The 25,223-nt window shown below is 44.7% G+C and carries 20 protein-coding genes; 16 read left to right on the top strand and 4 right to left on the bottom strand.

Features of this window, described 5'->3' with window-relative positions:
• Positions 1 to 433: 433 nt before the first annotated feature.
• Both GTH32_RS14045 and GTH32_RS14040 read left to right on the top strand, forming a co-directional pair.
• On the top strand, positions 434 to 3,463 hold the full coding sequence (locus GTH32_RS14045) for a TonB-dependent receptor (RefSeq protein ID WP_163086892.1): 3,030 nt from the start codon (positions 434 to 436) through the stop codon (positions 3,461 to 3,463).
• Between the two features lie 186 nt (positions 3,464 to 3,649).
• Positions 3,650 to 4,333 (top strand): type 1 glutamine amidotransferase domain-containing protein, encoded by a 684-nt coding sequence (locus GTH32_RS14040; RefSeq protein WP_163086889.1) that lies wholly within the window; start codon positions 3,650 to 3,652, stop codon positions 4,331 to 4,333.
• 404 nt (positions 4,334 to 4,737) lie between these two features.
• Here the strand turns inward: GTH32_RS14040 and argR are convergent, their stop codons facing one another.
• The gene (gene argR, locus GTH32_RS14035; protein WP_163086886.1) at positions 4,738 to 5,202 is read right to left on the bottom strand and encodes a transcriptional regulator ArgR; all 465 of its coding nucleotides are present in this window, start codon (positions 5,200 to 5,202) and stop codon (positions 4,738 to 4,740) included.
• Positions 5,203 to 5,424: 222 nt separating this feature from the next.
• On the opposite strand from argR, the gene mdh reads away from it, so the two are divergent.
• Positions 5,425 to 6,363: a malate dehydrogenase gene (gene mdh / locus GTH32_RS14030; RefSeq protein ID WP_163086884.1), complete on the top strand. Its 939-nt coding sequence runs from the start codon at positions 5,425 to 5,427 to the stop codon at positions 6,361 to 6,363.
• A 580-nt stretch (positions 6,364 to 6,943) separates the two neighbouring features.
• A complete protein-coding gene (gene katG / locus GTH32_RS14025; protein WP_163086881.1) occupies positions 6,944 to 9,130 on the top strand; it encodes a catalase/peroxidase HPI in 2,187 nt (728 codons plus the stop codon).
• A 215-nt stretch (positions 9,131 to 9,345) separates the two neighbouring features.
• On the opposite strand, the gene ppc is transcribed toward katG, so the two are convergent.
• Positions 9,346 to 11,967, bottom strand: a complete 2,622-nt coding sequence (gene ppc, locus GTH32_RS14020) for a phosphoenolpyruvate carboxylase (protein WP_163086878.1) — start codon at positions 11,965 to 11,967, stop codon at positions 9,346 to 9,348.
• Between the two features lie 232 nt (positions 11,968 to 12,199).
• On the opposite strand from ppc, the gene bamJ reads away from it, so the two are divergent.
• The 12 genes from bamJ (at position 12,200) to GTH32_RS13960 (ending at position 23,417) form a co-directional block, all read left to right on the top strand.
• Positions 12,200 to 12,820, top strand: coding sequence for a BamJ family beta-barrel-assembly machinery protein (gene bamJ, locus GTH32_RS14015; protein WP_163086875.1), 621 nt, complete (start codon positions 12,200 to 12,202; stop codon positions 12,818 to 12,820).
• A 237-nt stretch (positions 12,821 to 13,057) separates the two neighbouring features.
• Positions 13,058 to 14,236, top strand: coding sequence for an enoyl-ACP reductase FabV (gene fabV, locus GTH32_RS14010; protein WP_163086872.1), 1,179 nt, complete (start codon positions 13,058 to 13,060; stop codon positions 14,234 to 14,236).
• 486 nt (positions 14,237 to 14,722) lie between these two features.
• Positions 14,723 to 16,063, top strand: a complete 1,341-nt coding sequence (locus tag GTH32_RS14005) for a Na(+)-translocating NADH-quinone reductase subunit A (RefSeq protein WP_163086970.1) — start codon at positions 14,723 to 14,725, stop codon at positions 16,061 to 16,063.
• 3 nt (positions 16,064 to 16,066) lie between these two features.
• Positions 16,067 to 17,269, top strand: coding sequence for an NADH:ubiquinone reductase (Na(+)-transporting) subunit B (locus GTH32_RS14000; RefSeq protein WP_163086869.1), 1,203 nt, complete (start codon positions 16,067 to 16,069; stop codon positions 17,267 to 17,269).
• Complete coding sequence (locus tag GTH32_RS13995) at positions 17,259 to 18,023, top strand: Na(+)-translocating NADH-quinone reductase subunit C (protein ID WP_163086866.1); 765 nt, start codon at positions 17,259 to 17,261, stop codon at positions 18,021 to 18,023. The genes GTH32_RS14000 and GTH32_RS13995 overlap by 11 nt, the downstream gene beginning before the upstream one ends.
• A 10-nt stretch (positions 18,024 to 18,033) precedes the next feature.
• Positions 18,034 to 18,666: an NADH:ubiquinone reductase (Na(+)-transporting) subunit D gene (locus GTH32_RS13990; protein WP_044058143.1), complete on the top strand. Its 633-nt coding sequence runs from the start codon at positions 18,034 to 18,036 to the stop codon at positions 18,664 to 18,666.
• A 3-nt stretch (positions 18,667 to 18,669) separates the two neighbouring features.
• Positions 18,670 to 19,278: an NADH:ubiquinone reductase (Na(+)-transporting) subunit E gene (gene nqrE, locus GTH32_RS13985; RefSeq protein WP_163086863.1), complete on the top strand. Its 609-nt coding sequence runs from the start codon at positions 18,670 to 18,672 to the stop codon at positions 19,276 to 19,278.
• 20 nt (positions 19,279 to 19,298) lie between these two features.
• Positions 19,299 to 20,531: an NADH:ubiquinone reductase (Na(+)-transporting) subunit F gene (gene nqrF / locus GTH32_RS13980; RefSeq protein ID WP_163086860.1), complete on the top strand. Its 1,233-nt coding sequence runs from the start codon at positions 19,299 to 19,301 to the stop codon at positions 20,529 to 20,531.
• Between the two features lie 66 nt (positions 20,532 to 20,597).
• On the top strand, positions 20,598 to 21,629 hold the full coding sequence (locus GTH32_RS13975; RefSeq protein ID WP_163086857.1) for an FAD:protein FMN transferase: 1,032 nt from the start codon (positions 20,598 to 20,600) through the stop codon (positions 21,627 to 21,629).
• Positions 21,630 to 21,639: 10 nt separating this feature from the next.
• Positions 21,640 to 21,873: a (Na+)-NQR maturation NqrM gene (gene nqrM, locus GTH32_RS13970; protein ID WP_163086854.1), complete on the top strand. Its 234-nt coding sequence runs from the start codon at positions 21,640 to 21,642 to the stop codon at positions 21,871 to 21,873.
• Between the two features lie 234 nt (positions 21,874 to 22,107).
• Entirely contained in the window at positions 22,108 to 23,181 is a 1,074-nt protein-coding gene (dinB, locus tag GTH32_RS13965; protein WP_163086850.1) for a DNA polymerase IV, read from the top strand.
• Complete coding sequence (locus GTH32_RS13960) at positions 23,181 to 23,417, top strand: DUF1653 domain-containing protein (RefSeq protein ID WP_163086836.1); 237 nt, start codon at positions 23,181 to 23,183, stop codon at positions 23,415 to 23,417. The genes dinB and GTH32_RS13960 overlap by 1 nt, the downstream gene beginning before the upstream one ends.
• A 14-nt stretch (positions 23,418 to 23,431) precedes the next feature.
• On the opposite strand, the gene GTH32_RS13955 is transcribed toward GTH32_RS13960, so the two are convergent.
• Positions 23,432 to 24,433, bottom strand: a complete 1,002-nt coding sequence (locus GTH32_RS13955; RefSeq protein ID WP_246223264.1) for a LacI family DNA-binding transcriptional regulator — start codon at positions 24,431 to 24,433, stop codon at positions 23,432 to 23,434.
• Between the two features lie 66 nt (positions 24,434 to 24,499).
• Complete coding sequence (locus tag GTH32_RS13950) at positions 24,500 to 25,024, bottom strand: gluconokinase (RefSeq protein ID WP_163086832.1); 525 nt, start codon at positions 25,022 to 25,024, stop codon at positions 24,500 to 24,502.
• Positions 25,025 to 25,223 lie beyond the last annotated feature (199 nt).

The following is a 25,223-nucleotide window of genomic DNA, read 5'->3' as shown; positions in this document are numbered from 1 at the left end:
AAAAAGACCAAATGAATTAACGATTTATGCGGTGATTTCACCAGTTAAGTTTATTTAATGCAATAGGTAACTTTACTTTTTAATGTCAAGAATATGAAAATTAAGGTTTTTTTATGGGTAAACCTGATTTTGATTAAACGGTGTTTATTAGTCGTGTATGTGCCAAGAATAGAGTCAGTCAATTGCCTGTGATTAACAATAATAATAATAAGTAATTTAACTTGACCATCTGGTCAAGAAATTAAAGCGGTAACTTGTCTCAGAAGTTTTGAGGCAACAATAAAAAAAGCAACTTTGTAATAAATTTGACATGAAGCTCAATGACAATTTCAGCCGTCAACGAGCTAGCAAGAACAGCTTTAAAATATTAAAGGCGATGGAAGGAATATCTCTACCCTCGCCAACATAATTCTAAACAAAAAGGGAAACACACATGAAAACTTCAGCTAAGTTGAGCCGCATCGCGGCGGCTGTTGCTTTGTCGGTTGGTCTATCCACTACGGCAATGGCGCAAGTTACCTCTTCTGAGCTTAACGGTCAGATTCTTGCTCCTAACGGCAGCCCAGCAGTTGGTACTGTAATTAAAGTAACTCACTTACCTACAGGTGCAGTTAAAACAGTAACAGTAAATAATGGTGGTACATTTAACCTTCGCGGTCTTCGCGTTGGTGGTCCGTACACTATCGAAATTGATTCTGATGAATATGCTGATCAAACTATCAACGACGTATACTTAGAACTAGGTGAAGCATCATCTATTGAGCGTTCTTTAGAAAGCGCCGCTGATTACGAAAATATCGTTGTTACTGCTTCTCAAGTTAGCAGCCTTTCATTCGGTCAAGTAGGCCCCTCTGCTAGCTTCGACCTTTCAACCCTTGAACAGGCGCCTGCAATCAACCGTGATATCACCGACATTGTACGTATCGACCCACGTATCTATGTTGACGAAGGTGGCTCAGGTGGTATCCAGTGTGTGGGTAAAAGCCCTCGTTTTAACAGCTTGACTGTTGACGGCGTTCGTATGAACGACCTTTTCGGCCTTAACTCAAATGGCTACCCTACTGAAAGAATGCCTTTCTCTTACGACGCCATTGAAGGTGTTTCTGTTGAAATCGCACCTTTTGACGTTATTTACGGTGGTTTCTCAGCGTGTAACATCAGTGCAGTAAGTAAAACAGGTACTAATGAAGTACACGGTACAGCGTTTTACGATTACGGTAGTGACAGCCTACGTGGTGATTCACTTGAAGGTGATGATGTTAACCTAGGCTCTTACACTGAAAAGCGTTACGGCTTTAGTGTTGGCGCTCCGCTAATTGAAGATACGCTATTTATCTTTGCTGCTTATGAAAAACTTGAAGGTGCAAACACGTTTGACCGTGGCGCAATTGGCACTGGCGCAATCAACGAAGTAGCAATTTCACAAGCGCAACTAGAACAAATTCAGTCAGTTTCTCAGTCTCTTTATAACTTCGATGCAGGCACAACGCCATTAAGCATGCCTAATGAAGATGAAAAGCTTCTTGTTAAGCTAGACTGGAACATCAACGATAGTCACCGTTTTGCGTTTACCTATAACTATAACGATGGTAATAACTTCGCAGAATCTGATGGAGACTCTGATGAATTTGAACTGACTAGCCACTTGTATGAGCGCGGTGCAGAACTAGAATCATTTGTTGGCGTGCTTTACTCAGACTGGACAGATAAGTTCTCGACTGAGATTCGTATTTCTCGTACTGAGCTTAACAATACACAGCGTTCTATGTACGGTGACGGCACTCCGGGCGGAAACGATTTTGGTGAGATCAAAATTGAGCTTGGTAACGAAACCGAAAGTGAAGATGATGATTTAACTGTTTATTTAGGTTCTGACGATAGCCGTCAAGCAAACGACCTAGATTGGGATGCAACCAGCATCATGCTTCGTGGTAACTATTACTTCGATAATGGTCACACGTTAACCTTTGGTTACGAAAGCGATAAGCTAGAAATTTATAACCTTTTCGTTCAGCATGCTGAAACCAGTATCTTGTTTGAAAGCCTAGAAGACTTTGTTGCAGGTACAAATGCAGAAATCGAATACGGCTATGCATACTCTGGTGACCTGAATGACCGTGCCGCTGAGTGGGGTTACACTGCGCATTCAACTTACGCGCAAGATGAGTTTTATCTAACTGACGATTTGAAAGTGGTTGCGGGTTTACGTTACGACTGGATCACAACGTCTGATAAGCCTGTTGAAAATGCTGAATTCTTAGCTCAAAACAACTACAGCAATACCGCCAACCTTGATGGCATTAGCTTACTTCAGCCACGTATCGGCCTTAACTATACGCTTAGCGATGATACAGAGCTTCGTGGTGGTATCGGCTTGTTCTCAGGTGGTAACCCTAACGTTTGGATGACAAACAACTACCAGAACACCAACGTTACTGGCGGTGAAGTAGACAATACTTATGCTGATTTGTTCGACGGTAGCATTACTTGGGTAAACACTGAAGACGGCGTTACTGCAGGCCCAGGTTACTCAGTGCCTTCAGACTTAGACGAAGCTATGTCGTCTGGCGCAGGTAGCAACTTCGAAAGTAACAACCTAGACCCAGATTTCGACATGCCTAGCGAGTGGAAAATCTCTGCGGGTATGACGCATATCAACGAAGAAGACTACGTATTCAATCTTGATTTATTAGTAAGCGTTACTCAAGATCAAGCGATGATTAAGTACGTAGGTATTGAAGAAGTAGGTTTCACTGACGCAGGTTACATTGACTACGATAAAACTGGCTACGGTTCACTTGAATTAACTAACTCTGACGAAACATCTACCTCGTACTCATTGACTGCGACCATGAATAAAGCATGGGATAACGGTATCTCTGTAGTGACTGGTTATAACTACAGCCACGCTGAAGATGTACAGCCAATGACAAGCTCGGTAGCGTTTTCAAACTACCAATACAGAGCGTTCACTAATCCAAACGAAGAAGTGTCTTCACTTTCAGATTGGAATATTGAGCACCGCTTTACATTGGATTTACGTTACACCACGTCGTTCTTTGATGGCTTAGATACTACTTTCTCAGCCTTTGCTGTTGCGCAATCTGGACGTCCTTACAGTCTTGTTTACTCAAAAGACGATGGTAACGCTATCTTTGGTTTCACTCCGTACTTGGATAGCGGAAGTGTACTTCCTATGGGTACAGAGCGTAACGAAGAATCTAGCCCTTGGTGGGCGAAGGTAGATATCGCTGTTCGTCAAGATATTCCAGCGTTCCACCCAGACCATACTGCACAAGTATCATTTGTGATTGATAACTTCACAAACATGCTGAACGATGATTGGGGTATTCTTGAAGAAGCATCATTTAACACTGTTACTATTGGTTCTACCAATGCTACGCCACGCCAGGGTGACGCGTCACTTTGGGAAATGCGTGTAGGTGTTAACTACCGTTTCTAATCAAATGATTTGAAAGACATGTAATGTAAAATGCCATTTTCCTTTAAGGAAAGTGGCATTTTTTATGTCTGCTAATTATCTTATGCAGATGGTACTCGCCGAAAGCCTACCATTGTTCTGATCCTATTTACCTTGCTCAACGAAAAAGAAAGCAACAGATCACGCTTTTTGAGCATAGGAGAAATAATGGCTAAATCAATGTTAATGGTAATGACCTCACACGAGCTAATGGGTGACACCGGTAACAAAACCGGAATGTGGCTTGAAGAGTTCGCTTCACCTTACTATGCCTTTAAAGATGCAGGTTATTCCATCACGTTGGCATCACCTATGGGCGGGCAGGTGCCTATCGACCCAAACAGTCTCAGCGATGATGCGATGACAGATGATGCTATGCGCTACACTAAAGATGAAGTGGCACGCAGCGCAGTCGCTTCCACTATTCCCTTAGAAGACGTACAGGCAGATGAATTTGATGCGGTATTTTACCCTGGCGGTCACGGCCCGCTTTGGGATTTATCGGATAATGCCCACTCTATCAAACTTATCGAAGATATGATTGCCGCCGAGAAACCCGTGGCAGCGGTTTGTCACGCTCCAATTGTACTTAAAGACGTTAAGTCGCCTGACGGAAAGTTTCTTGTAGAAGGCAAGTCGGTTACGGGTTTTTCCAATAGTGAAGAAGCAGCCATGGAGCTTACTGACGTTGTGCCTTACCTCGTGGAGGACGAATTAGTAATTAAGGGCGGCAACTATGAAAGTGCAGATGATTTTGCGGTAAAGGTGTGTACTGATGGCTTGTTAGTGACTGGCCAAAATCCACCTTCATCTCGTCCAGCAGCAGAAGCGCTTATGAAACTACTGGGGTAACATAACCTTGGGCTACTCGCCAAGGCGATAGAAATTATGTTATCACGCCGTTAATCGTTATTTACACACAACTTACCTTTATTGACATATAAGTGAAACACGGGTGTGTTAACTTTACGTCGTGATATCAAACATGTATCTCTTGGGCAGTTCCCATAGCCGCTATACGCATTGCGATTGGCGGCTTTTTTTTGCGAGCTTTGTAGTGCTAACGCATCTAGTCGGATAATTTACAGTTTATGACAGACGTTTTACACGCCTTCGTGCTAGGTTAACCCTGTTTCTTATTTGTATCTCCCTGGTACAAGTTCCCTTGCCGCTAACCCTTGGTTAGCGGCTTTTTTATATCTAAAATAGTCAGTAGGTGGGGTTTTGCACCTGCAAAAGATTAGTGAGAAGGCGAACTATACATTTTCAAAGAGATCTTCAACGCGCTGGCGCAAGTCTTCAATTTTTGAGACATCCGCTGGCGCAATAAAAATGGTGTCGTCGCCTGCGATTGTGCCTAGTACGCCATCTTTTTTACTCAGAGAGTCGAGTAGGCGGGCAATCAGTTGCGCAGCACCCGGGCTGGTTCTAATGATTACCATGACATTGTTGTGAACAATATCTAATACAAGCTGCTTTAAAGGGCTTTTGGCTGTTGGCATACCAAGTTCAGGAGGCAAGCAGTACACCATATCTCCTCGCGCATTACGGGTACGAACCGCGCCAAATTTGCTTAGCATTCGTGAAATCTTAGACTGGCTTATATTATCGAAGCCTTGGGCTTTTAATGCGTCAACAATTTCTCCCTGTGAGCCATAACTTTCAGCTTTTAAAATTTCTTTAAAGGCTTTTATTAGCTGCTCTTGCTTTACGTTTGCCATGCTGTCCTTTTTTACGTCTTTGGGGTTATTTCATTAGCATATATTGTGCCCCACAGGTAGACTATACGCAATTTTTTTGCATAATCATTCATGATAATGAATATTGCTTAAAAATCGTCGTAAATAGGCTGTATAAGACTATACGGTGATTGAGTTTTCCCCCGCGTTGCATTAGTGTGACGTTCCGTTTAAATACGAGAGTAATCCCATAGGAGAAATGGTATGAAAGTAGCCGTGTTAGGTGCTGCCGGTGGTATTGGCCAGGCGCTGTCTTTGTTGTTAAAAACGCAATTGCCAGCAGGTTCTGATTTAGCGCTATATGATGTTGCGCCAGTAGTTCCTGGTGTCGCTGTTGATTTGAGCCACATCCCTACAGCAGTAAAGGTAACCGGTCACGGTAAAGATGACCTAGCTGATGCACTAACAGGTGCAGACGTTGTTCTTATCCCAGCGGGTATGCCTCGTAAGCCAGGTATGGATCGTTCTGATTTGTTCAACATCAATGCAGGTATTGTAAAAAACCTTATTGAAGGTGTTGCTGACAACTGTCCTGATGCATGTGTTGGTATTATCACCAACCCTGTTAACACTACAGTTGCTATTGCAGCTGAGACGCTTAAAGCGAAAGGTGTTTACAACAAGAATAAATTGTTCGGTGTTACTACGCTTGACGTTATTCGCGCAGAAACCTTTGTAGCTGAACTTAAAGGTGTAGACGTATCTTCTGTGCATGTACCGGTAATCGGTGGTCACTCTGGTACTACTATCCTTCCTCTTCTTTCACAAGTTGAAGGCGTTGAGTTTACAGACGAAGAAGTGTCTAGCCTAACAACACGTATCCAGAATGCGGGTACCGAAGTTGTTGAAGCGAAAGCGGGCGGCGGCTCTGCAACCCTTTCTATGGGCCAAGCTGCAGCACGTTTCTGTCTGTCTCTTGTTTCTGCAATGCAAGGCGAGAATGTAGTTGAGTACACATATGTACAAACTGACGACAGCGATGATGCAGCATTCTTCGCTCACCCAGTACGTTTAGGCGCAGAAGGTGTTGTTGAAATTCTACCTTACGGTGAACTAAGCGCATTTGAAGAAAAAGCGAAAAACGACATGCTTGAAGGCCTACGTGGCGACATCAAGCTAGGTGTTGATTTCGTCAACGGCTAAGTGGATGACATCATTGGTAGGCCTTTAAACGCAGGCCCGCTGTGAATACGTCCCTGTAGGCTTCGCCACCGCATTCCTGCGGTGGAGAGCCTGCTTATAAAGCCCTTCCAACTCTACACTTCATCCCTTAGCCTGTTCTCTAATTAGATAGATTTTCCCAAAGACAGTCTGTTACGTCCTTACGTATCCAGCCTTTCTGTTTCTAGGTGTGGCTGAATTCGTGTTGCCCCCGCATTTTTTTGGGGGGGGGGAGAGAGCCTGCTTATTGAAACTCTTCCAACGTATATCTTCTCCATATCTTTTTACCATTACTAGGTAGGTTTTATCTTTTGCGGTCGGTTACCTTCTAAGATATGGCGTTTTTTACGTTTACTCCATACTTGGGTACGCTGCATTAAGCTTTGGGCATAAGACTTAAGTATGAATTTTTGCTCAGCGTCTGGTAATTGCTTTTTTTTCGTCTACGCTTTCAAGACGCGTTTCAGGTCGACTTCATAATGCCTAGGAAGGCGTGAATATCATAGTTTAAATAACGCTTGTTCGGCACGAAACAATAGGCGGTATGCAAAGAGGAAGTAATATGAGCAATGCAAAGTTAGGTGATGTAAATGACTCGGTAAAAAAATGCCCGGTCATGCATGGTGGTATGACTGCCACGGGTACAACCGTAATGGACTGGTGGCCTGAAGCCTTAAACTTAGACATTTTGCATCAACACGATACAAAAACTAACCCTATGGGTGAAGACTTTAATTATCGTGAAGAGGTCAAAAAATTAGATTTTCAGGCACTTAAGAAAGATGTAACCGACCTGATGACCGACTCGCAGCCGTGGTGGCCTGCAGACTGGGGACATTATGGAGGCTTGATGATTCGTATGTCTTGGCACGCGGCGGGTTCGTACCGTATTGCTGATGGTCGAGGAGGAGCATCTACGGGCAACCAGCGTTTTGCACCGCTTAACTCATGGCCTGACAACGTTAACCTTGATAAAGCTCGACGCCTGCTTTGGCCGATTAAAAAGAAATACGGCAACAAGTTAAGCTGGGCTGACTTATTTGTCCTCGCCGGCACGATTGCCTATGAAAGCATGGGCCTTAAAACCTATGGGTTTGCGTTTGGTCGTGAAGATATTTGGCACCCTGAAAAAGACGTATATTGGGGCGCAGAAAAAGAATGGTTGGCGCCTAGCGATGAGCGTTATGAAGACGTAGACAGTGCCGAAACCATGGAAAACCCATTAGCCGCGGTGCAAATGGGCCTTATTTATGTAAACCCGGAAGGCGTTAACGGTAAGCCTGATCCGCTTAAAACCGCAGCCCATGTGCGTGAAACCTTTGCGCGCATGGCAATGAATGACGAAGAAACCGTAGCATTAGCGGCAGGTGGCCACACCGTGGGTAAATGTCACGGTAATGGTAATGCTGAGGCATTAGGCCCAGATCCAGAAGGCGCGGGTATTGAAGAGGCCGGTCTTGGATGGATGAATCATGAAAGCCGTAGCATTGGGCGAGACACAGTATCAAGTGGTATTGAAGGTGCGTGGACGACCAATCCAACCCAGTGGGATAACGGCTATTTTCATTTATTGCTCAACTACGATTGGGAATTGAAAAAGTCCCCAGCCGGTGCTGAGCAATGGGAACCTATAAACATTAAAGAGGAAGATAAGCCCGTTGATGTTGAAGACCCATCAAAGCGTTACAACCCTATAATGACCGACGCCGATATGGCGATGAAGATGGACCCGGAGTATAGAAAGATCTCTGAGAAGTTTTATAACGATCACGAATACTTCAGCGACGTATTCGCCCGTGCATGGTTTAAATTAACACACCGTGATCTTGGCCCTAAAGTACGTTACATAGGCCCAGATGTGCCTGATGAGACACTTATTTGGCAAGACCCAGTACCGGCGGGGAGTACCTCTTACGATGTGGGTGCATTAAAAGCGAACATTGCAAACGCTGGTTTGAGCATTGGCGAAATGGTTGCCACTGCCTGGGACAGCGCACGTACGTTCCGTGGTTCAGATTTACGTGGGGGCGCTAACGGTGCACGCATTCGTTTAGCTCCGCAAAAAGACTGGGAAGGCAATGAACCGGCACGTTTAACCAAGGTATTAGATGTGTTAGCACCTCTTGCTAACGACGCAGGGGCAAGCCTTGCTGATACCATTGTACTGGCGGGCAATGTAGGCGTAGAAAAAGCCATTGAAGCGGCTGGTTTTAGTGTGCCAGTTCCCTTTTCACCTGGCCGTGGCGATGCAACTGATGAGATGACAGATGGGGAGTCATTCGCGCCCCTAGAGCCCCTTGCTGATGGTTACAGAAACTACCTGCAAAAAGATTATGTGGTGAAGCCTGAAGAGTTGATGCTAGATAAAACCCAGCTACTAGGGTTAACCGCGAAAGACATGACGGTGTTAGTTGGCGGTATGCGTATGCTTGGTACCAACTATGGCGGTACGCAACACGGCGTGTTCACCGATAATATTGGTGCATTAACCACAGACTTCTTCGTTAACATTACTGACATGAAGTATACCTGGAAGCCAACAGGCAAAAATAGCTATGCTATTGTCGATAGAGCGTCTGGTGACGAAGTCTTTACTGCTACGCGCTTTGACCTCGTGTTTGGTTCTAACTCTGTATTGCGCGCTTATGCCGAGTTGTACGCGCAAGATGATAGCAAAGAGAAATTCGTTAAAGACTTTGTGGCAGCTTGGACAAAAGTCATGGATGCCGATCGCTTCGACCTAGCCTAAGCACGAAGTATAAGCGAAACAATAAACGGGGGCGAACGCGGCCCCTTTAACGAAAATGCCAGTTAGTCACGCTAACTGGCATTTTTTTATCTGGCTTAAATTACAAAACCCCCGATGAACCTCATCGGGGGTTTTAATCGAAATAAGCTTTCGCCTATTTCAAGGCCGGTGTAATAAGGCACTAAGTCACATGCCATACCGGTAAGCGTAACGGGCTAACCTGTATTACGCATACCAATGGCGATACCTGCGATAGTCACCATCATGGCCCGTTCAAGATCGGTATTTTGTGCGTCATCACCGGCTTTACGAATACGATCTAGCAATTCAATTTGAAGATAATGTAGCGGCTGTAGGTAGCCTGCACGTATCTCCATTGACTCTTTGCCCTGTGGATCGTTTTTCATAATGCCTTCTTCACCTGTGATGGCAAGTAACGAAGCAATACTCTCCTTTAGTTCAGCGCGCAGTGCTTCGCCAAAGTGTTTTAATTCCTCTGGTACTAGGCGCGCATCGTATGCTTCGCTAATGCGCGGGTCGGCTTTGTGGAAAACCATGTCTAGCATAGATAAACGAGAGCGGTAGAAAGGCCATTCACTGAACATTTCATTAACCACTTTTTCGTTTTCTTCGTTTTTCACACTGTCGATCGCACGCATCACGCCTAACCAGCTTGGCAATACCAAACGGGTTTGCGCCCACGCAAAAATCCATGGAATGGCACGTAGACTTTCAATCCCACCTTGTGGTTTACGCTTCGCAGGACGACTACCTAGTGGCAGTTTGCCCAATTCTTGTTCTGGCGTTGCTACACGGAAGTAGGGAACAAACTCTTCGTCATGGCGAACGGTAGCGCGATAATTATCACGTCCTTTCGCTGCCATAGCACTGATGAGTTCGCGCCATTCTTCTTTAGGTGCCGGCGGCGGGAATAGCATAGCTTCAATAATTGCGCTGGCGTAAATGCCTAGGCTACGTTTAGCAAGCTTGGGCATGCCGAACTTATAGCGAATGGTTTCGCCCTGCTCAGTAACTCGAAACCCGCCTTCTAACGAGCCTGGAGGCTGTGAATAGATAGCAGCATGCGCAGGTAAGCCACCACGGCCAATTGTGCCACCACGACCATGGAAAAGGGTGAGCGAAACATCGTATTCTTCAGCAATCGCAACAAGTGCTTCTTGCGATTGATACTGCGCCCAACCAGCGGCTAGTGCACCGGCGTCTTTCGCCGAGTCTGAGTAGCCAATCATCACAAATTGACGTCCTTTTACATAGCCACGATACCAATCAATGGATAGTAGCTTGCGCATGACATCAGGTGAGTTGTTCAAATCGTCGAGTGTTTCGAACAAGGGCGCCACTGGCATTGGCCAATCTACGCCACTCTCTTGTAGCAACAACTGTACTGCCAATACGTCAGACGGCTCACTGGCCATTGATATAATATAAATACCAAAGCCATGTTTACTATGCTTAGCAATAACCTTACAGGTATCAAGCACTTCTTTAACATCGTCAGAGGCATCCCATTGTGCAGGGAAAAGCGGACGCTTAGAGCCGAGTTCACGAAGTAGGAAGGCTTGCTTATCCGCTTCGCTCCACTGCGAGTAATCGCCAAGGCCAAGGTAACGGGTAAGCTCGCTAAATACGTCTGAGTGACGTTCTGAATCTTGGCGCACATCAAGGCGAAGTAAGTGAATACCGAATACACGTGCACGACGAATGGTGTCCAGAAGTAGCCCATTCGCGACTACTTGCATGCCACAATCAATCAATGATTGGTGACACAGCATAAGTGCATCAATAAGCTCATCGTCGCTTTCAATCCACTGCGAGGTGTCTGGGCTGTTACCTGCCAAATAGTCTGCAATTCCGTCACGGGTAGCTATAAAACGCTGAACCAATGGGCGCAGTAGGGCGCGATAGGGTTCGTTGGCATCGCCCACTTTTTCACGAAGCGCATCGTTACAATCGTACATAGAAAGCTCAACTTGCAAGCGATCTAGGTCGGTGGCGAACAGTTTGGCAGCACGTTTACGGGCAAGCAATAACACTTGCTCGGTAACTTTTGAGGTAACAAATGGGTTACCGTCTCTATCACCACCCATCCATGAACTAAACTGTACCGGTGATGCATCAAGCGGAAGCGACACAGCATAGTCTTGATTAAGTCGGTCATCGAGTTCGCGAAGGAAATCTGGCACCGCTTCCCACAATGAGTTTTCAATAACAGAGAAACCCCAACGCGCTTCATCAACCGGAGTAGGGCGAACCGAGCGAATTTCTTCGGTGTGCCATGCTTGGCTGATAAGATCAGCAATACGGGTTTCTACTTTATTACGCTCAACGTCGCTAAGCGACTCTTGATGAACGGCTTGTAGACAGTTTGCTAGCTCTTTGTGTTTGTGAATAAGGGTACGGCGGGTAACTTCTGTAGGGTGTGCCGTTAATACTAAATCGATATTTAGTTTGCCCACCGCTTGTTGGACTTTTTCTGTAGATAATTCGGCTTTATCAAGGTGTTTAAATAACGCATCAATAGAGGCGTCTACATTCATTGCCGCATTGTATTCTTGTTCAGCAATATTGCCTAAATTCAAGAATTGCGCAAAGGCGCGTCCGACAGTTAATAAATCGCTGTCCGACATACTTTTGAAAGTTTCTTTCAGTTCTTCGCTATATTTAGCATCGCCCTGATAAGATGCGCGACCCCCTATTCGGATGTTTTCAATCCGATCGAGCCACTCTTGGCCTAACTGGTTTTTAATAGTTTCACCAAGGGTTTTTCCAAGGTATCGAACGGTGTCTTTCAGTTCAGCATCGTAGTGTGTTTGCATGCTATCCTCCCAAATATATGGCGATTACCATACTGTTTCCTTGCCAACTTGTCTAACCTCTTTCAGTTATAATTTACAATATTTTGGTAGTTTTATCCCCTATAAAGCAAAGCGCAAAGCAAGATAAATTCTGCTGTGGTACACTGATAGACTGGAAAATGCAGAAACAAACTCGCGTCTTGTGTTTGTATGAAATTCGTACTGCATTTGTAATTTACTTTCAGGAGTTTATGTGACTGATACATTTAATACAGTAGAATCTCAAGCTAGTTATGGTATTGGGTTTCAAATGGGTCAACAATTGCAATCAAACCCTTTCGACGGCCTGGCGTTGGACGCGGTGGTTGCTGGACTTAAAGATGCATTTGGTGGTGAAGCACCCCAAGTAGACAACGATACGCTTCGCGACGCGTTTGGTGAAATTCACAAACGTTTACAAGCTGCTAAAGAAGAAGAAAGTAAAGCAGTTATTGAGGAAGGCGTTAAGTTCCTGGAAGAGAATGCGAAACGCGATGAAGTAAATGTTACTGAATCAGGTCTTCAATACGAAGTTATCGCAGAAGGCGAAGGTGACTCTCCTGTTGCACAAAGCACCGTTCGCGTACACTATCACGGTACCCTTATTGGCGGCGAAACCTTTGATAGCTCATATGAGCGTGGGCAACCTGCTGAGTTCCCAGTAGGTGGCGTAATTAAAGGTTGGACTGAAGCGCTTCAACTAATGAAAGTTGGCGCTAAATGGCGTTTATACGTGCCACACGATCTCGCCTACGGTGAGCAAGGCGCTGGCGCAGCTATTGCGCCTTACAGCACATTAGTATTTGATGTTGAGTTGCTTGACATCTTAGGCTAGTAAGCCGCTGCAGATACAGTGTTTTACACACTGTATCTGCCCTCTCTACTTTCTCCTCTCTTTGTTTTATTACTGTTTTTTGCTGTGTTTTATTCGACGCAGTAAACGCGCCTACCATCCTCTTCGTATATACTTGAAGCCGTAATAGGTGTAATGATAAATTTATTTATCTGCTCCGAGTTGTTATCGGCCTTAGCACCATTACAATGGCCCCACGCTCATAAAAGGAAAATTATTATGGTTATCAAGCCTAAAGTGAGAGGCTTCATTTGCACAAACGCACACCCGGTTGGCTGTGCGAAGTCTGTAGAACAACAGATAGAGTATATAAAGAGTAAAGGCGACTTAGGTGATGGTCCTAAGAACGTGTTAGTTATTGGAAGCTCAACCGGATACGGTTTAGCGTCTCGTATTACCTCAGCTTTCGGTTATGGTGCCAAAACACTAGGCGTATGTTTTGAAAAAGCACCTACAGAACGTAAAACCGGCACGGCCGGCTGGTACAACACTGCAGCTTTCCATCAATTTGCAAAAGCAGAAGGGCTATATGCCGATACCATTAATGGCGATGCTTTTTCTGATGAGATTAAAGCTGAGACAATAGCAAAGATTAAAGCCGAAATGGGCAAAGTTGACTTAGTCATTTACAGCCTTGCTTCGCCGCGACGCACCGACCCTGAAAGCGGTATTACCTACAAATCTACGCTTAAGCCAGTAGGTGAATCTTACACCACAAAAACCTACGACACCGATAAAGATAAGGTGCATGACGTAACGTTAGAGCCGGCGAACGATGAAGAGATCCTTAACACCATTAAGGTAATGGGCGGGGAAGATTGGGAGCGCTGGATGGACCAACTACGGGCCGCTGACGTGCTTGCTGAAGGCTGTAAAACCACCGCTTATACGTATATTGGTAAAGCCCTTACATGGCCTATTTATGGTCAAGCGACCATAGGTAAAGCGAAAGAAGACCTTGATAGAGCCGCTGCAGCTATTATCGGTAAAAACACAGACTTGCTTGTAGAAGCAAACGTAAGCTCACTGAAAGCCTTGGTTACGCAGGCAAGCTCTGCTATCCCTGTCATGCCTTTATATATTTCACTTATCTATAAAGTAATGAAAGAAGAGGGCACCCATGAAGGGTGTATTGAACAAATTTATGGTTTGTTTAGTTCATGTCTGTTTGGCAATACGGCAACGCTGGATGAAAAAAATCGTTATCGCATGGACGATAAAGAAACCAATGACGCTACCCAAGCAAAAATTCAAAAGCTTTGGGATCAAGTGACACAAGAAAACTTCCATGAAATTAGTGACTATAAAGGTTACCACCACGAATTTTTGAAACTATTTGGCTTTGATATCGAAGGTGTCGACTACGAACAAGAGGTTGACCCGTTAGTCAACTGGTAAGTCTTAACTAACTTGTTTGTAAAACAAATAGTGAGTAAGCCGTCATGATGACGGCTTTTTTTCGCCGGCAAAGGGCATTTTTATAAACGCGGTAGCCTAGATTTACATTAAATTCTAGAAAAATTTGGCTTTATCTATGATTTGCATGGCACAAAGGCTTTGGTTAATGCTAAAATCCCGAAATTAAGTGGGGGGCTGTTCGTCTTCTACCCAACAACAGCATAAATTGTAGCCGCGTAATAACAATAACAAGCGTGAATTTCTGGTGTTGCTCTATAAAAGAATAGGCGATTTACATCGCTAATATTAGGTGTTTATTCCTACAGCTTCATAACAGGCTGACTGTAGCTACATAAAAACGCCGTCTATCTATTACATAAATAAAAGGTGTGTTACATCTGTTAAAAGTATGCTTTTGCATGCAGACAGGCGAGGATTCTTGCGGTCATGCAAAAGGGTATTTCTATTAGAGTAGTGCGATTACATATGATAAAAATCAAGAAAGGTCTCGACCTCCCAATAGAGGGAGCGCCGAAACAGGAGATCGCTGAAGCATCTGCTGTATCGCGCGTTGCCATTCTGGGAGAAGAATATGTGGGTATGCGCCCTACCATGCACGTTCAAGTAGGTGACGTAGTGAAGAAAGGCCAGATTCTTTTTGAAGATAAAAAGAATCCTGGCGTTAAATTCACTGCACCGGCTGCTGGCGAAGTGGTAGAGGTAAATCGTGGAGCAAGACGTATTTTGCAATCAGTAGTAGTGAAAGTTAATGGCGATGACGCTGTTAATTTTGACAAAATTGATGCCGCAAAACTTGCCAGTGCACCGCGAGAGCAACTTCAGTCAATCCTTGTTGAGTCAGGCATGTGGACAGCGTTTCGTACCCGTCCATTCAGTAAATCTCCTGCCTTAGACTCAGTGCCAAATTCAATCTTCGTTACCGCGATGGACACTAATCCATTAGCTGGCGATCCAGCATTGATTATTGCTGAGCGTCAAGACGACTTTGTAAACGGCCTAAAAGCGCTAACGCAACTTAGCGGCGGTAAGGTTTACGTTTGTAAAGCGGCGGGAGCCTCAGTGGCGACCGGTGATGCAGCGGTAGATGTAGAAGAGTTTGGTGGTCCTCACCCAGCGGGCCTTGCCGGCACGCATATCCATTATTTGGATCCAGTAGGTCTTAACAAAACGGTATGGCACATTAGCTATCAAGACGTTATGGCAGTAGGCGCATTGCTGACTACTGGCGAGCTTGATAACCGTCGTGTTATTGCTATTGGTGGACCTGCTGCGACTAACCCACGTTTGGTTCGCACAGTAATCGGTGCCGACTTAACTGAGTTAATGGAAAAAGAACAGGCCGACGGCGAAGTTCGTGTTGTTTCTGGTTCAGTATTGAACGGTACAACAGCGCAGGGCGTTCACGGCTTCTTAGGTCGTTTCCATAACCAAGTATCGCTATTAAAAGAAGGTCGCGAGAAGAAGTTCTTAGGTTGGATTACGCCAGGCTCAGACAAACACTCAGTGACTCGTGCTTACCTAGGTCACCTAGGTGGTAGCAAGAAATTCGATATGACAACAACGACCAATGGTTCTGAACGTTCTATGGTTCCAATTGGTAATTACGAACGCGTTATGCCCCTAGATATCATTCCTACGCTTCTGCTTAGAGACCTGATTTCTGGTGATACTGACAGTGCTCAGACGTTGGGTTGTTTAGAGTTGGACGAAGAAGATTTGGCGTTGTGTACGTACGTATGCCCTGGCAAATACAACTATGGTCCGATTTTACGCGACTGTTTGGCCACGATTGAGAAAGAGGGTTAAGTCATGGGTTTAAAAGCGTATTTAGAAAAAATCGAACCTAATTTTGAGCCAGGTGGTAAGCACGAAAAGTGGTATGCACTCTATGAAGCTGCAGCGACTATTTTCTACACGCCAGGTAAAGTAAACAAAGCCAACACCCACGTACGTGACAGCATCGACCTGAAACGTATTATGATTATGGTGTGGTTGGCCACATTCCCAGCAATGTTCTTTGGTATGTACAACATCGGTCTGCAGGCGCAAGACGCCATTGCGATGGGTGCAGGTACACTGCCTGATACATGGCAAGCAGGTCTTTTCACAGCGTTAGGCGGTGATTTGACGAATGCCGGTATGATGGGGCTGTTCTTTTACGGTGCATGTTTCTGGCTACCTATTTATGCAGTTACCTTTGCTGTAGGTGGTTTTTGGGAAGTACTTTTCGCTTCAGTGCGCAAGCACGAAGTAAACGAAGGTTTCTTCGTTACATCAGTACTCTTTGCACTTACTCTTCCGGCCACGATTCCTTTATGGCAAGTTGCTCTAGGTATTACCTTTGGCGTTGTTATTGCGAAGGAAGTATTCGGTGGAACAGGTCGTAACTTCCTTAACCCAGCATTGTCTGGTCGTGCATTCCTATACTTTGCTTACCCTGCACAAATTTCAGGTGACCAAGTATGGGTAGCGGCAGATGGTTACTCTGGTGCTACGTCTCTAAGCCAAGCGGCTTGGGGCAATCTTGACTATTCAGATATGACACAGTGGATGGATAGCTTTATGGGTACTATCGCTGGTTCAGCCGGTGAAGTGTCTACGCTAGCTATTATCCTTGGTGGCTTGTTCATAATGTACATGCGCATAGCAAGCTGGCGTATTGTGGCTGGTGTGGCGATAGGTGTAGCCTTCTTCGCAACCTTGCTTAACCTAATTGGAAGCGAAACTAACCCTATGTTTGCTATGCCTGCGCATTGGCACTTCGTGGTGGGTGGTCTAGCCTTTGGTATGTTCTTTATGGCGACAGACCCTGTATCTGCGTCGTTCACCAACAAAGGTAAGTGGGCTTACGGTATCTTCATTGGCTTTATGACGGTACTTATCCGCGTCCTAAACCCTGCCTTCCCAGAAGGTGTAATGTTGGCAATCTTGTTTGCAAACTTGTGGGCGCCACTGTTCGACTATTTCGTCGCACAAAGCAATATCAAGCGGAGGGTAGCACGTGTCGGCTAAGAAAGAATCTTTAGGAAAAACAATCGGTGTTGTTGTCGCTGTATGTTTGGTGTGTTCAATTGTCGTTTCTGGCGCAGCGGTAGGCTTGCGTGAACTTCAGCAAACGAACGCCACGCTAGATAAGAAAAGCAACATCCTTACTGCTGCTGGCCTATATGAAGTAGGTATGAGCAACAGCGAAATAGAAAGCACCTATAGCGAACGCGTTGAATCACGTTATGTTGATCTTGACGAAGGTACCTTTGTAGAGGCGCCTGAGCCAGATTACGATATGTATAAAGCTGCTAAGCAGACTGAGTACAGCACTCAAGTAACCAGCAGTAAGGTAGGTTTCCAACGCCGCCCTAACGTCGCCAGTGTTTACTTAGTACGTGACGAAGCAGGTGATGTATCACGTATCATCTTACCTGTTCACGGCAGCGGTCTTTGGGATCTTATGTATGGTTTCTTAGCGATAGACGCAGACGGACAAACAGTTCGCGAGCTTATTTACTATCAGCAAAAAGAAACGCCAGGATTAGGTGGTGAAGTGCAAAACCCTGCATGGCAGGACAAATGGGATGGCAAAAAACTTTACGAGAATGGCGAAGTCGCTATTCGTGTAGTAAAAAATGCTAACCCAAGCAATCCTCACACTATCGATGCACTTTCAGGTGCTACCCTAACCAGTAACGGTGTTGAAAATACCATTCGTTATTGGGTAGGCGAGCAAGGCTTCGGCCAGTTCCTGAAGAACCAAGCATGGCGTTCATAAGGGAAGTCTCATGGCAGATACTAAAGAAATGAAAAAGGCCCTCTTTGGGCCAATCCTGGACAATAACCCTATCGCCCTTCAGGTATTGGGTATTTGTTCAGCACTGGCAATTACCACTAAGCTGGAAACAGCCTTGGTAATGTCGCTTGCGCTTACCAGCGTAGTAGCGTTCTCAAACTTGTTTATTTCACTTATTCGTAACCAGATTCCATCTAGTGTACGAATTATTATTCAGATGACGATTATTGCCTCGTTGGTAATTGTTGTTGACCAAATTCTAAAAGCCTATTCGTATGAAATATCGAAGCAGCTTTCGGTGTTTGTTGGTCTGATTATTACAAACTGTATTGTTATGGGTCGTGCAGAAGCTTATGCGATGAAGAGTCCACCTCTTATGAGCTTCTTAGACGGTATTGGTAATGGCCTAGGCTACTCTTTCATCCTAATTGTTATTGGTACAATCAAAGAATTATTTGGTTTCGGTACTATTTTAGGGTTTGAAATTCTTCCACTGGTTCAAAATGGTGGTTGGTATCAGGGTAATGGTTTGTTAATTCTTCCATTTAGCTCGTTCTTCTTAATTGGCGGTATGGTGTGGTTTATCCGTACAATTCGTCCTGAGCAAGTTGAGCCTAAGGAGTAAGTCATGGAACATTATTTATCGTTGTTTGTTCGTTCAATTTTTGTTGAAAACATGGCGTTATCACTTTTCTTAGGAATGTGTACCTTCTTAGCGGTATCTAAGAAAGTAAAAACTGCTATGGGTCTAGGTGTGGCGGTTATCGTGGTACTGGGTATTTCAGTACCGGTAAACCAAATCATTTACGTAAATATTCTTGCTCCAGGCGCGTTGGCTTGGGCGGGTTTCCCTGACGCTGATTTAAGCTTCCTGAACTTCTTAACCTTTATCGGTGTTATCGCCGCTTTGGTTCAAATTTTGGAAATGAGCTTGGATAAGTTTTTCCCAGCGCTATATAACGCACTTGGTATCTTCCTTCCGCTAATCACGGTTAACTGCGCCATTTTCGGTGGTGTTGCATTCGCGGTTCAACGTGAATACAACTTGACCGAAAGTATTGTTTACGGCGTAGGAAGTGGTATGGGTTGGGCAATTGCCATTGTGTTGTTGGCCGCTGTACGTGAAAAGCTGAAATATGCAGATATGCCTGATGGTGTTCGTGGTCTTGGCTCAGTCTTTATGATTGCTGGACTTATGGCACTGGGCTTCCAGTCATTCACTGGTATTCAGCTTTAATAGAGCTCGGGAGCATTTAAATGAATCAAGTAGAAATATTTTTAGGCGTCGGCATGTTCATTGCCATCGTATTGGCGCTGGTATTCATCATCATGTTTGCCAAGTCTAAATTGGTACCTAGTGGTGATGTGAAAATTGTTATCAATGATGATCCAGAGAATACAATTACAACAGCACCTGGTGGTAAGCTGCTAGGCGCATTAGCTGAAGCCGGTATCTTCGTATCTTCAGCCTGTGGTGGCGGTGGCTCATGTGGCCAATGCCGTGTGGACGTTAAAGAAGGTGGTGGTGAAATTCTACCTACCGAACTAGACCACATTACCAAAGGTGAAGCGCGTGAAGGTTGTCGTCTATCGTGTCAGGTTGCGATTAAGCAAGACATGAAGATTGAGCTTCCAGAAGAAGTATTTGGTATTAAGAAATGGGATTGTGAAGTTATCTCTAACGATAACAAAGCAACGTTCATCAAAGAGCTTAAGCTTAAAATTCCTAACGGTGAAAGTGTACCTTTCCGTGCCGGTGGTTATATTCAAATTGAAGCACCTGCGCATCACGTTAAGTACAAAGACTTCGATATTCCAGAAGAATACCGTGGTGACTGGGAGCGTTTCGGCTTTTTCGATATCGAATCTAAAGTGGATGAAGAGACCATCCGTGCTTATTCAATGGCGAACTACCCAGAAGAAGAAGGCATTATTATGCTAAACGTGCGTATTGCTACGCCGCCGCCTAATAACCTAAGTTTACCTGCGGGTAAGATGTCTTCGTATATTTGGAGCCTGAAAGAGGGTGACAAAGCAACTATCTCTGGTCCGTTCGGTGAATTCTTCGCGAAAGATACTGACGCTGAAATGGTGTTTGTAGGCGGTGGTGCTGGTATGGCTCCTATGCGTTCACACATTTTCGATCAGCTTCGTCGATTGAAGACAGATCGTAAGATCAGCTTCTGGTACGGTGCACGTTCATTACGCGAAATGTTCTATGTAGAAGATTTTGATGAGCTAGCTGAAGAGAATGAAAACTTTGAGTGGCATGTTGCACTTTCTGATCCGCAACCAGAAGATAACTGGGAAGGAAAGACAGGCTTCATTCACCAAGTACTTCTTGAAAACTACCTTAAAGATCATCCAGCGCCAGAAGACTGTGAGTTCTACATGTGTGGTCCACCTATGATGAACGCAGCTGTTATCAACATGCTGAAAGACCTAGGTGTTGAAGACGACAATATCATGCTTGATGACTTCGGTGGTTAAGCAGGTAGCAATAAGATAAAAAAAGGGGGCATTAGCCCCCTTTTTGTTTAGCTAAAGGATAACAAAGTGATTCGATTTTTTGCCCGAATTCTACTGGCCGTGGTTGCTATTGGCATTCTTATATTGGCAAGTTGCAGTGAAAAGCCTTCGCCTGTAGTGCACTTGCAAGGCCAAACTATGGGTACCACGTACAATATTAAATATGTTCTTAATGAGGGCGAAGAGGCTATAGAGGGTTTACAAGCTCAGATAGACGAAAGATTGGTCGCCATTAATAAGATGATGTCTACCTATGATGCAACGTCTGAATTGTCCCGTTTTAATCAGTATAGGTATACCGACAACTTTGAAGTGTCTAGTGATACCTTAAAAGTTGTAAATGAAGCGCTACGGTTGGCTAAATTAAGTGACGGTGTTCTCGATGTAACTGTGGGACCCTTAGTAAACCTATGGGGCTTTGGCCCTAATAAGCGCCCCGAAGTAAGCCCTACACCGGCGCAAATAGCTCAAGTACGCGAGTATGTAGGCTACGATAAGTTAGCTACTACTGCTAGCGGCCTTAAAAAGCGCAATCCAATGCTTTATGTAGACTTATCTACCATTGCAAAAGGGTTTGGTGTAGATGAAGTTGCGGCTATTCTTGAACAGCATAACTTACAAAACTACCTTGTAGAAATAGGTGGTGAAATGCGTGTGAAAGGCGAACGGGGAGATGGCAGCGAGTGGCTTATCGCCATCGAAAAGCCCATTACCACTGAACGCGCTATCCAAAAGGTTGTCTCAATAGGGACAAACGCCGTTGCCACCTCGGGGGATTACCGTAATTACTATGAGCAGGACGGGGTACGTTACTCGCATCTTATAGATCCAACGACGGGTAAACCTATTACGCACAACCTGGTTTCAGCTACCGTTGTTCATCCCTCGTCCATGACATCAGATGGCCTAGCCACGGCATTAAATGTGATGGGGTGGGATAGAGCGAAGGCGTTAGCACAGCAGCAGCAATTAGCCGTTTTTCTCATTCGTCGCACAGAGGACGGATTTGAGGAGTATGCATCGCCAGAATTTGATAAACTTGTCGATGTAAAAGATTAAGGGGTACATTATGTCCACATTCATTCTCGCATTTGGTTTTTTTCTTACCATGGTTGCCGCCATGGCGGTGGGTTATCTAGTGCAACGTAAATCAATTTCAGGTAGTTGCGGTGGCTTAGGGGCGCTTGGTATCGAAAAAGCCTGCGATTGCCCAGAGCCATGCGATCGTAAAAAGTCTCGTATGGAAAAAGAAGAAGCTCGCCAGAAAAAATTGGACGAGTGGAAACAAAACCAGATCATCTGATCATCGCACTTTAACGAAAAGGTGGAAGCCTTTTATCTAAAGCGCTGGGCGTCATTGGCCTCAGCGCTTTTTTCGTTTTATACGCGATAGGTTCAGCGCACTTTGTTTTTTGCAGATAAATAAAGGTATAGATCAAATGGGTGAAATTTATTCGCATTCACCTTATACTGTCTGTTTATACAGTTAGCAATAACAAACGCTTCTACCATTCTTTGCTTAGGGTTTATCGTTCATATGCGCAAAATTATCCACGTTGATATGGATTGTTTTTATGCCGCCGTTGAAATGCGCGATAACCCGGCATTGCGCGATATACCTATAGCAATAGGCGGCAGTTCTGAGCGGCGAGGCGTAGTGTCTACCTGCAACTATCCAGCACGAAAATACGGTGTTCGTTCAGCCATGGCCACCGCCTATGCTATGAAGCTATGTCCTAATCTAACCCTCGTAAAGGGGCGTATGGAAGTTTATGCCCGCGAATCACAAAAGATTCGGCATATCTTTAATGACTATACCGACCTAATTGAACCACTTTCGCTAGATGAAGCCTATCTTGATGTAACCAATAGTGAGTTTTGTGGGGGCAGTGCTACCCTCATTGCAGAAGAAATTAGGGCGCGAATTAAAAGTGAACTAGGGCTTACCGCGTCTGCAGGCGTGGCCCCATGTAAATTTGTGGCTAAGGTAGCAAGTGATGAAAATAAACCGGATGGCATTTGTGTTATTACCCCAGATAAGTTAGATGCATTCGTGCGCACTATGCCACTTAAAAAAATTCCCGGGGTAGGGAAGGTTACCATGCAAAAACTTCAGCGAATGGGGTTAACAACCTGCAACGATGTTCGCCAATACCCATTTGAGCGTATTCAAAAAGCGCTGGGTAAATTTGGAAGTGTGCTATGGGAAAGAGCACATGGTATTGATGAACGTGAGCTTTCAGTTTCAAGGGAACGTAAGTCAATTGGCGTAGAGCGAACATTGAGTGATGACATTCATACACTTGATGAATGCATAGACTTCTTACCCCATTTGTTTGAGAAGCTACAAGAGCGTATGGAAAATCACAAAAAGCGTACGGGGAAGCCTGTACGCATTCGTACACAAGGGGTGAAACTTAAATTTAATGACTTTCAGCTAACGACAGTGGAGCATCGTCAAAGCCAGTTGAGCGAAAGTTACTTCCATAAGCTTATGGAAGAGGCTTATGAGCGCGGCAAAGGCCGAGGCATTCGTTTGGTAGGCCTACACATAGGGTTAGCCGAGCAGCAATCGTCGCAACAATTACCGTTACCATTTGGAGAGCAATAGTGAACAAAAATGAGTTAAAAACACCGGGGCGTTACAAACACTATAAAGGTAACTTGTATGACGTCTATGAAGTGGCTACGCATTCAGAAGACGAAAGTAAGCTTGTGGTTTATCGCCCGTGCTACGGAGAAAAAGCGCTGTGGGTGCGCCCGCTAGAAATGTTTTTCGAAACAGTAGTAAAAGACGGGCAAACGCTGGCTCGCTTTGAATACATAGGTGACATACCAGAAGATTAAAAATAGCGCGTATGCTACGCAGTTTCTCTAATTTTAAGTTCAAAAGGTAAAATGGTGTTGGTCTTTTCTACCTCTTCACCTTCAATAAGAGCAATTAAAGAGGCGGTTGCCATTTCAGCCATTTTTCGACGAGGCACTGACACGGTAGTTAACGAGGGGTATATTGAGCGGGCGAAACTCAAATCGTTAAACCCGCAAATATCAATATCTCTGCCGGGTTTAATGCCTCGTCTATTACACTCCATAACAGCGCCTGCCGCGAGTTCGTCACTAACAAAAAAGAGTGCGTCTAAATCTGGCCATTTATGCAAGGCTTCAGAAAGCAGCTCAGCTCCAGCCTGAAAAGAGGGTTCCGCCCTTGAAGCTATGCACAGTTCAGAAGATAAGCCCGCTTCATAGAGCGCGCTAGACCAACCTTGTTTTCTAAGTAGCGCCCGCCAATCTAGAAATAACGAACAAAAAGCAATATTACGGCGCCCTTTATTAATTAAATACTGTGTCATCTCTTTGGCGGCAAGCTCGTTGTTAACCCCGTAGTTAATATCAAACGGTTCGCTTGAAATATCCATAATTTCAGCCACAGGCGTCCCCGTGGCTAAAAGCATTTTTCGGGTTTCTTGGGTATGGCGGGTTGAGGTGAGAATAAACCCGCTGACAGCTTGCTGAATATAAGACTCAACAATGCGTTCTTCACCAAGTTCAGTATAAGTGGAATCGCCAATCATCAAAGAATAATTCATTTTATCAGCAACCGCTTTCACACCTAGCATAACGTCGTTAAATACATTGTTGCCAAAAGAGGGGAGCAATAGTGCAATTGTACGATTGCTATCTGCAGAAAGAGATTGAGCAGCGCGATTGGGAATATAGTTTAGCTCTCGCGCAGCCTGTTTGATTTTTTGCGCTAACGATTTCGAAATGCCACTGGAATTGTTCAATGCTCTAGAAACGGTTGTTTTATGAACACCTAAATAATCGGCAACATCAGAAATTTTTGTACGGGGTTTTTTAGCCATGGTCATTTTTTGTTATTACAATCTGGTTTCAATTTCACCGATATGTTGCCCGAAAGCACTCATCAATTATTTGTTCTGCGTTATTACTGGGCGTATATAACTTTCGGCCTGCTTGGCAACGTCGTCGAAGCTCTGCGCTACATCGATGATAAATGCGTTCTCTTTTGAAGGGAGTTCTAACGCTGAAAATTGACTATCGAGCATAGCATCACCGTTGAAAAAATGCTCTCGTTGTTTTAACCGCTTACTTAACACCTGCTGAGACGCGTGCAAATAAATAAAGTGACAACGTGAACTGATGTCTTTTGTGAGCACATCCCGGTACGTAGCGCGTAACGCTGAACAACTGACAATGACATCTCGCTGGGCATTTAAATGTTGCTTGGCAACCTTATTCAAGGTTTCTAACCATTCCCATCTATCGGCATCTTGCAATGGAATACCAGCGGACATTTTTTTGATATTACTCGGGCTGTGATAGCTGTCACCCTCCTCAAAAGACAACGAAAATGTATCAGCAAGATACCGGCTTAAGGTGGATTTACCTGTGCCAGACACTCCTGAAACAAAAAATACATGGCGTTGGGTCATAAAATCACTTCTCACTTTAAGGGTCAGGGTTTGATGCTTTTCGACGTGTGGTTCAAGTTGACTACCAGCAAATAATAGTTTGGAAACCGGTTGCGTTCAAGAGATGATTATAATATTGTTACCAAAAGTTAGTGTAATTAATAAGTTGTTAACATTGGGTTGTGTGGCAGGTGCACGGGTATAGCCAGCAAGCTTAGAA

This window comes from Alteromonas profundi, from assembly GCF_010500865.1.
Lineage (GTDB): Bacteria > Pseudomonadota > Gammaproteobacteria > Enterobacterales > Alteromonadaceae > Alteromonas > Alteromonas profundi.
This window is presented reverse-complemented; position numbering and strand designations above follow the sequence as displayed.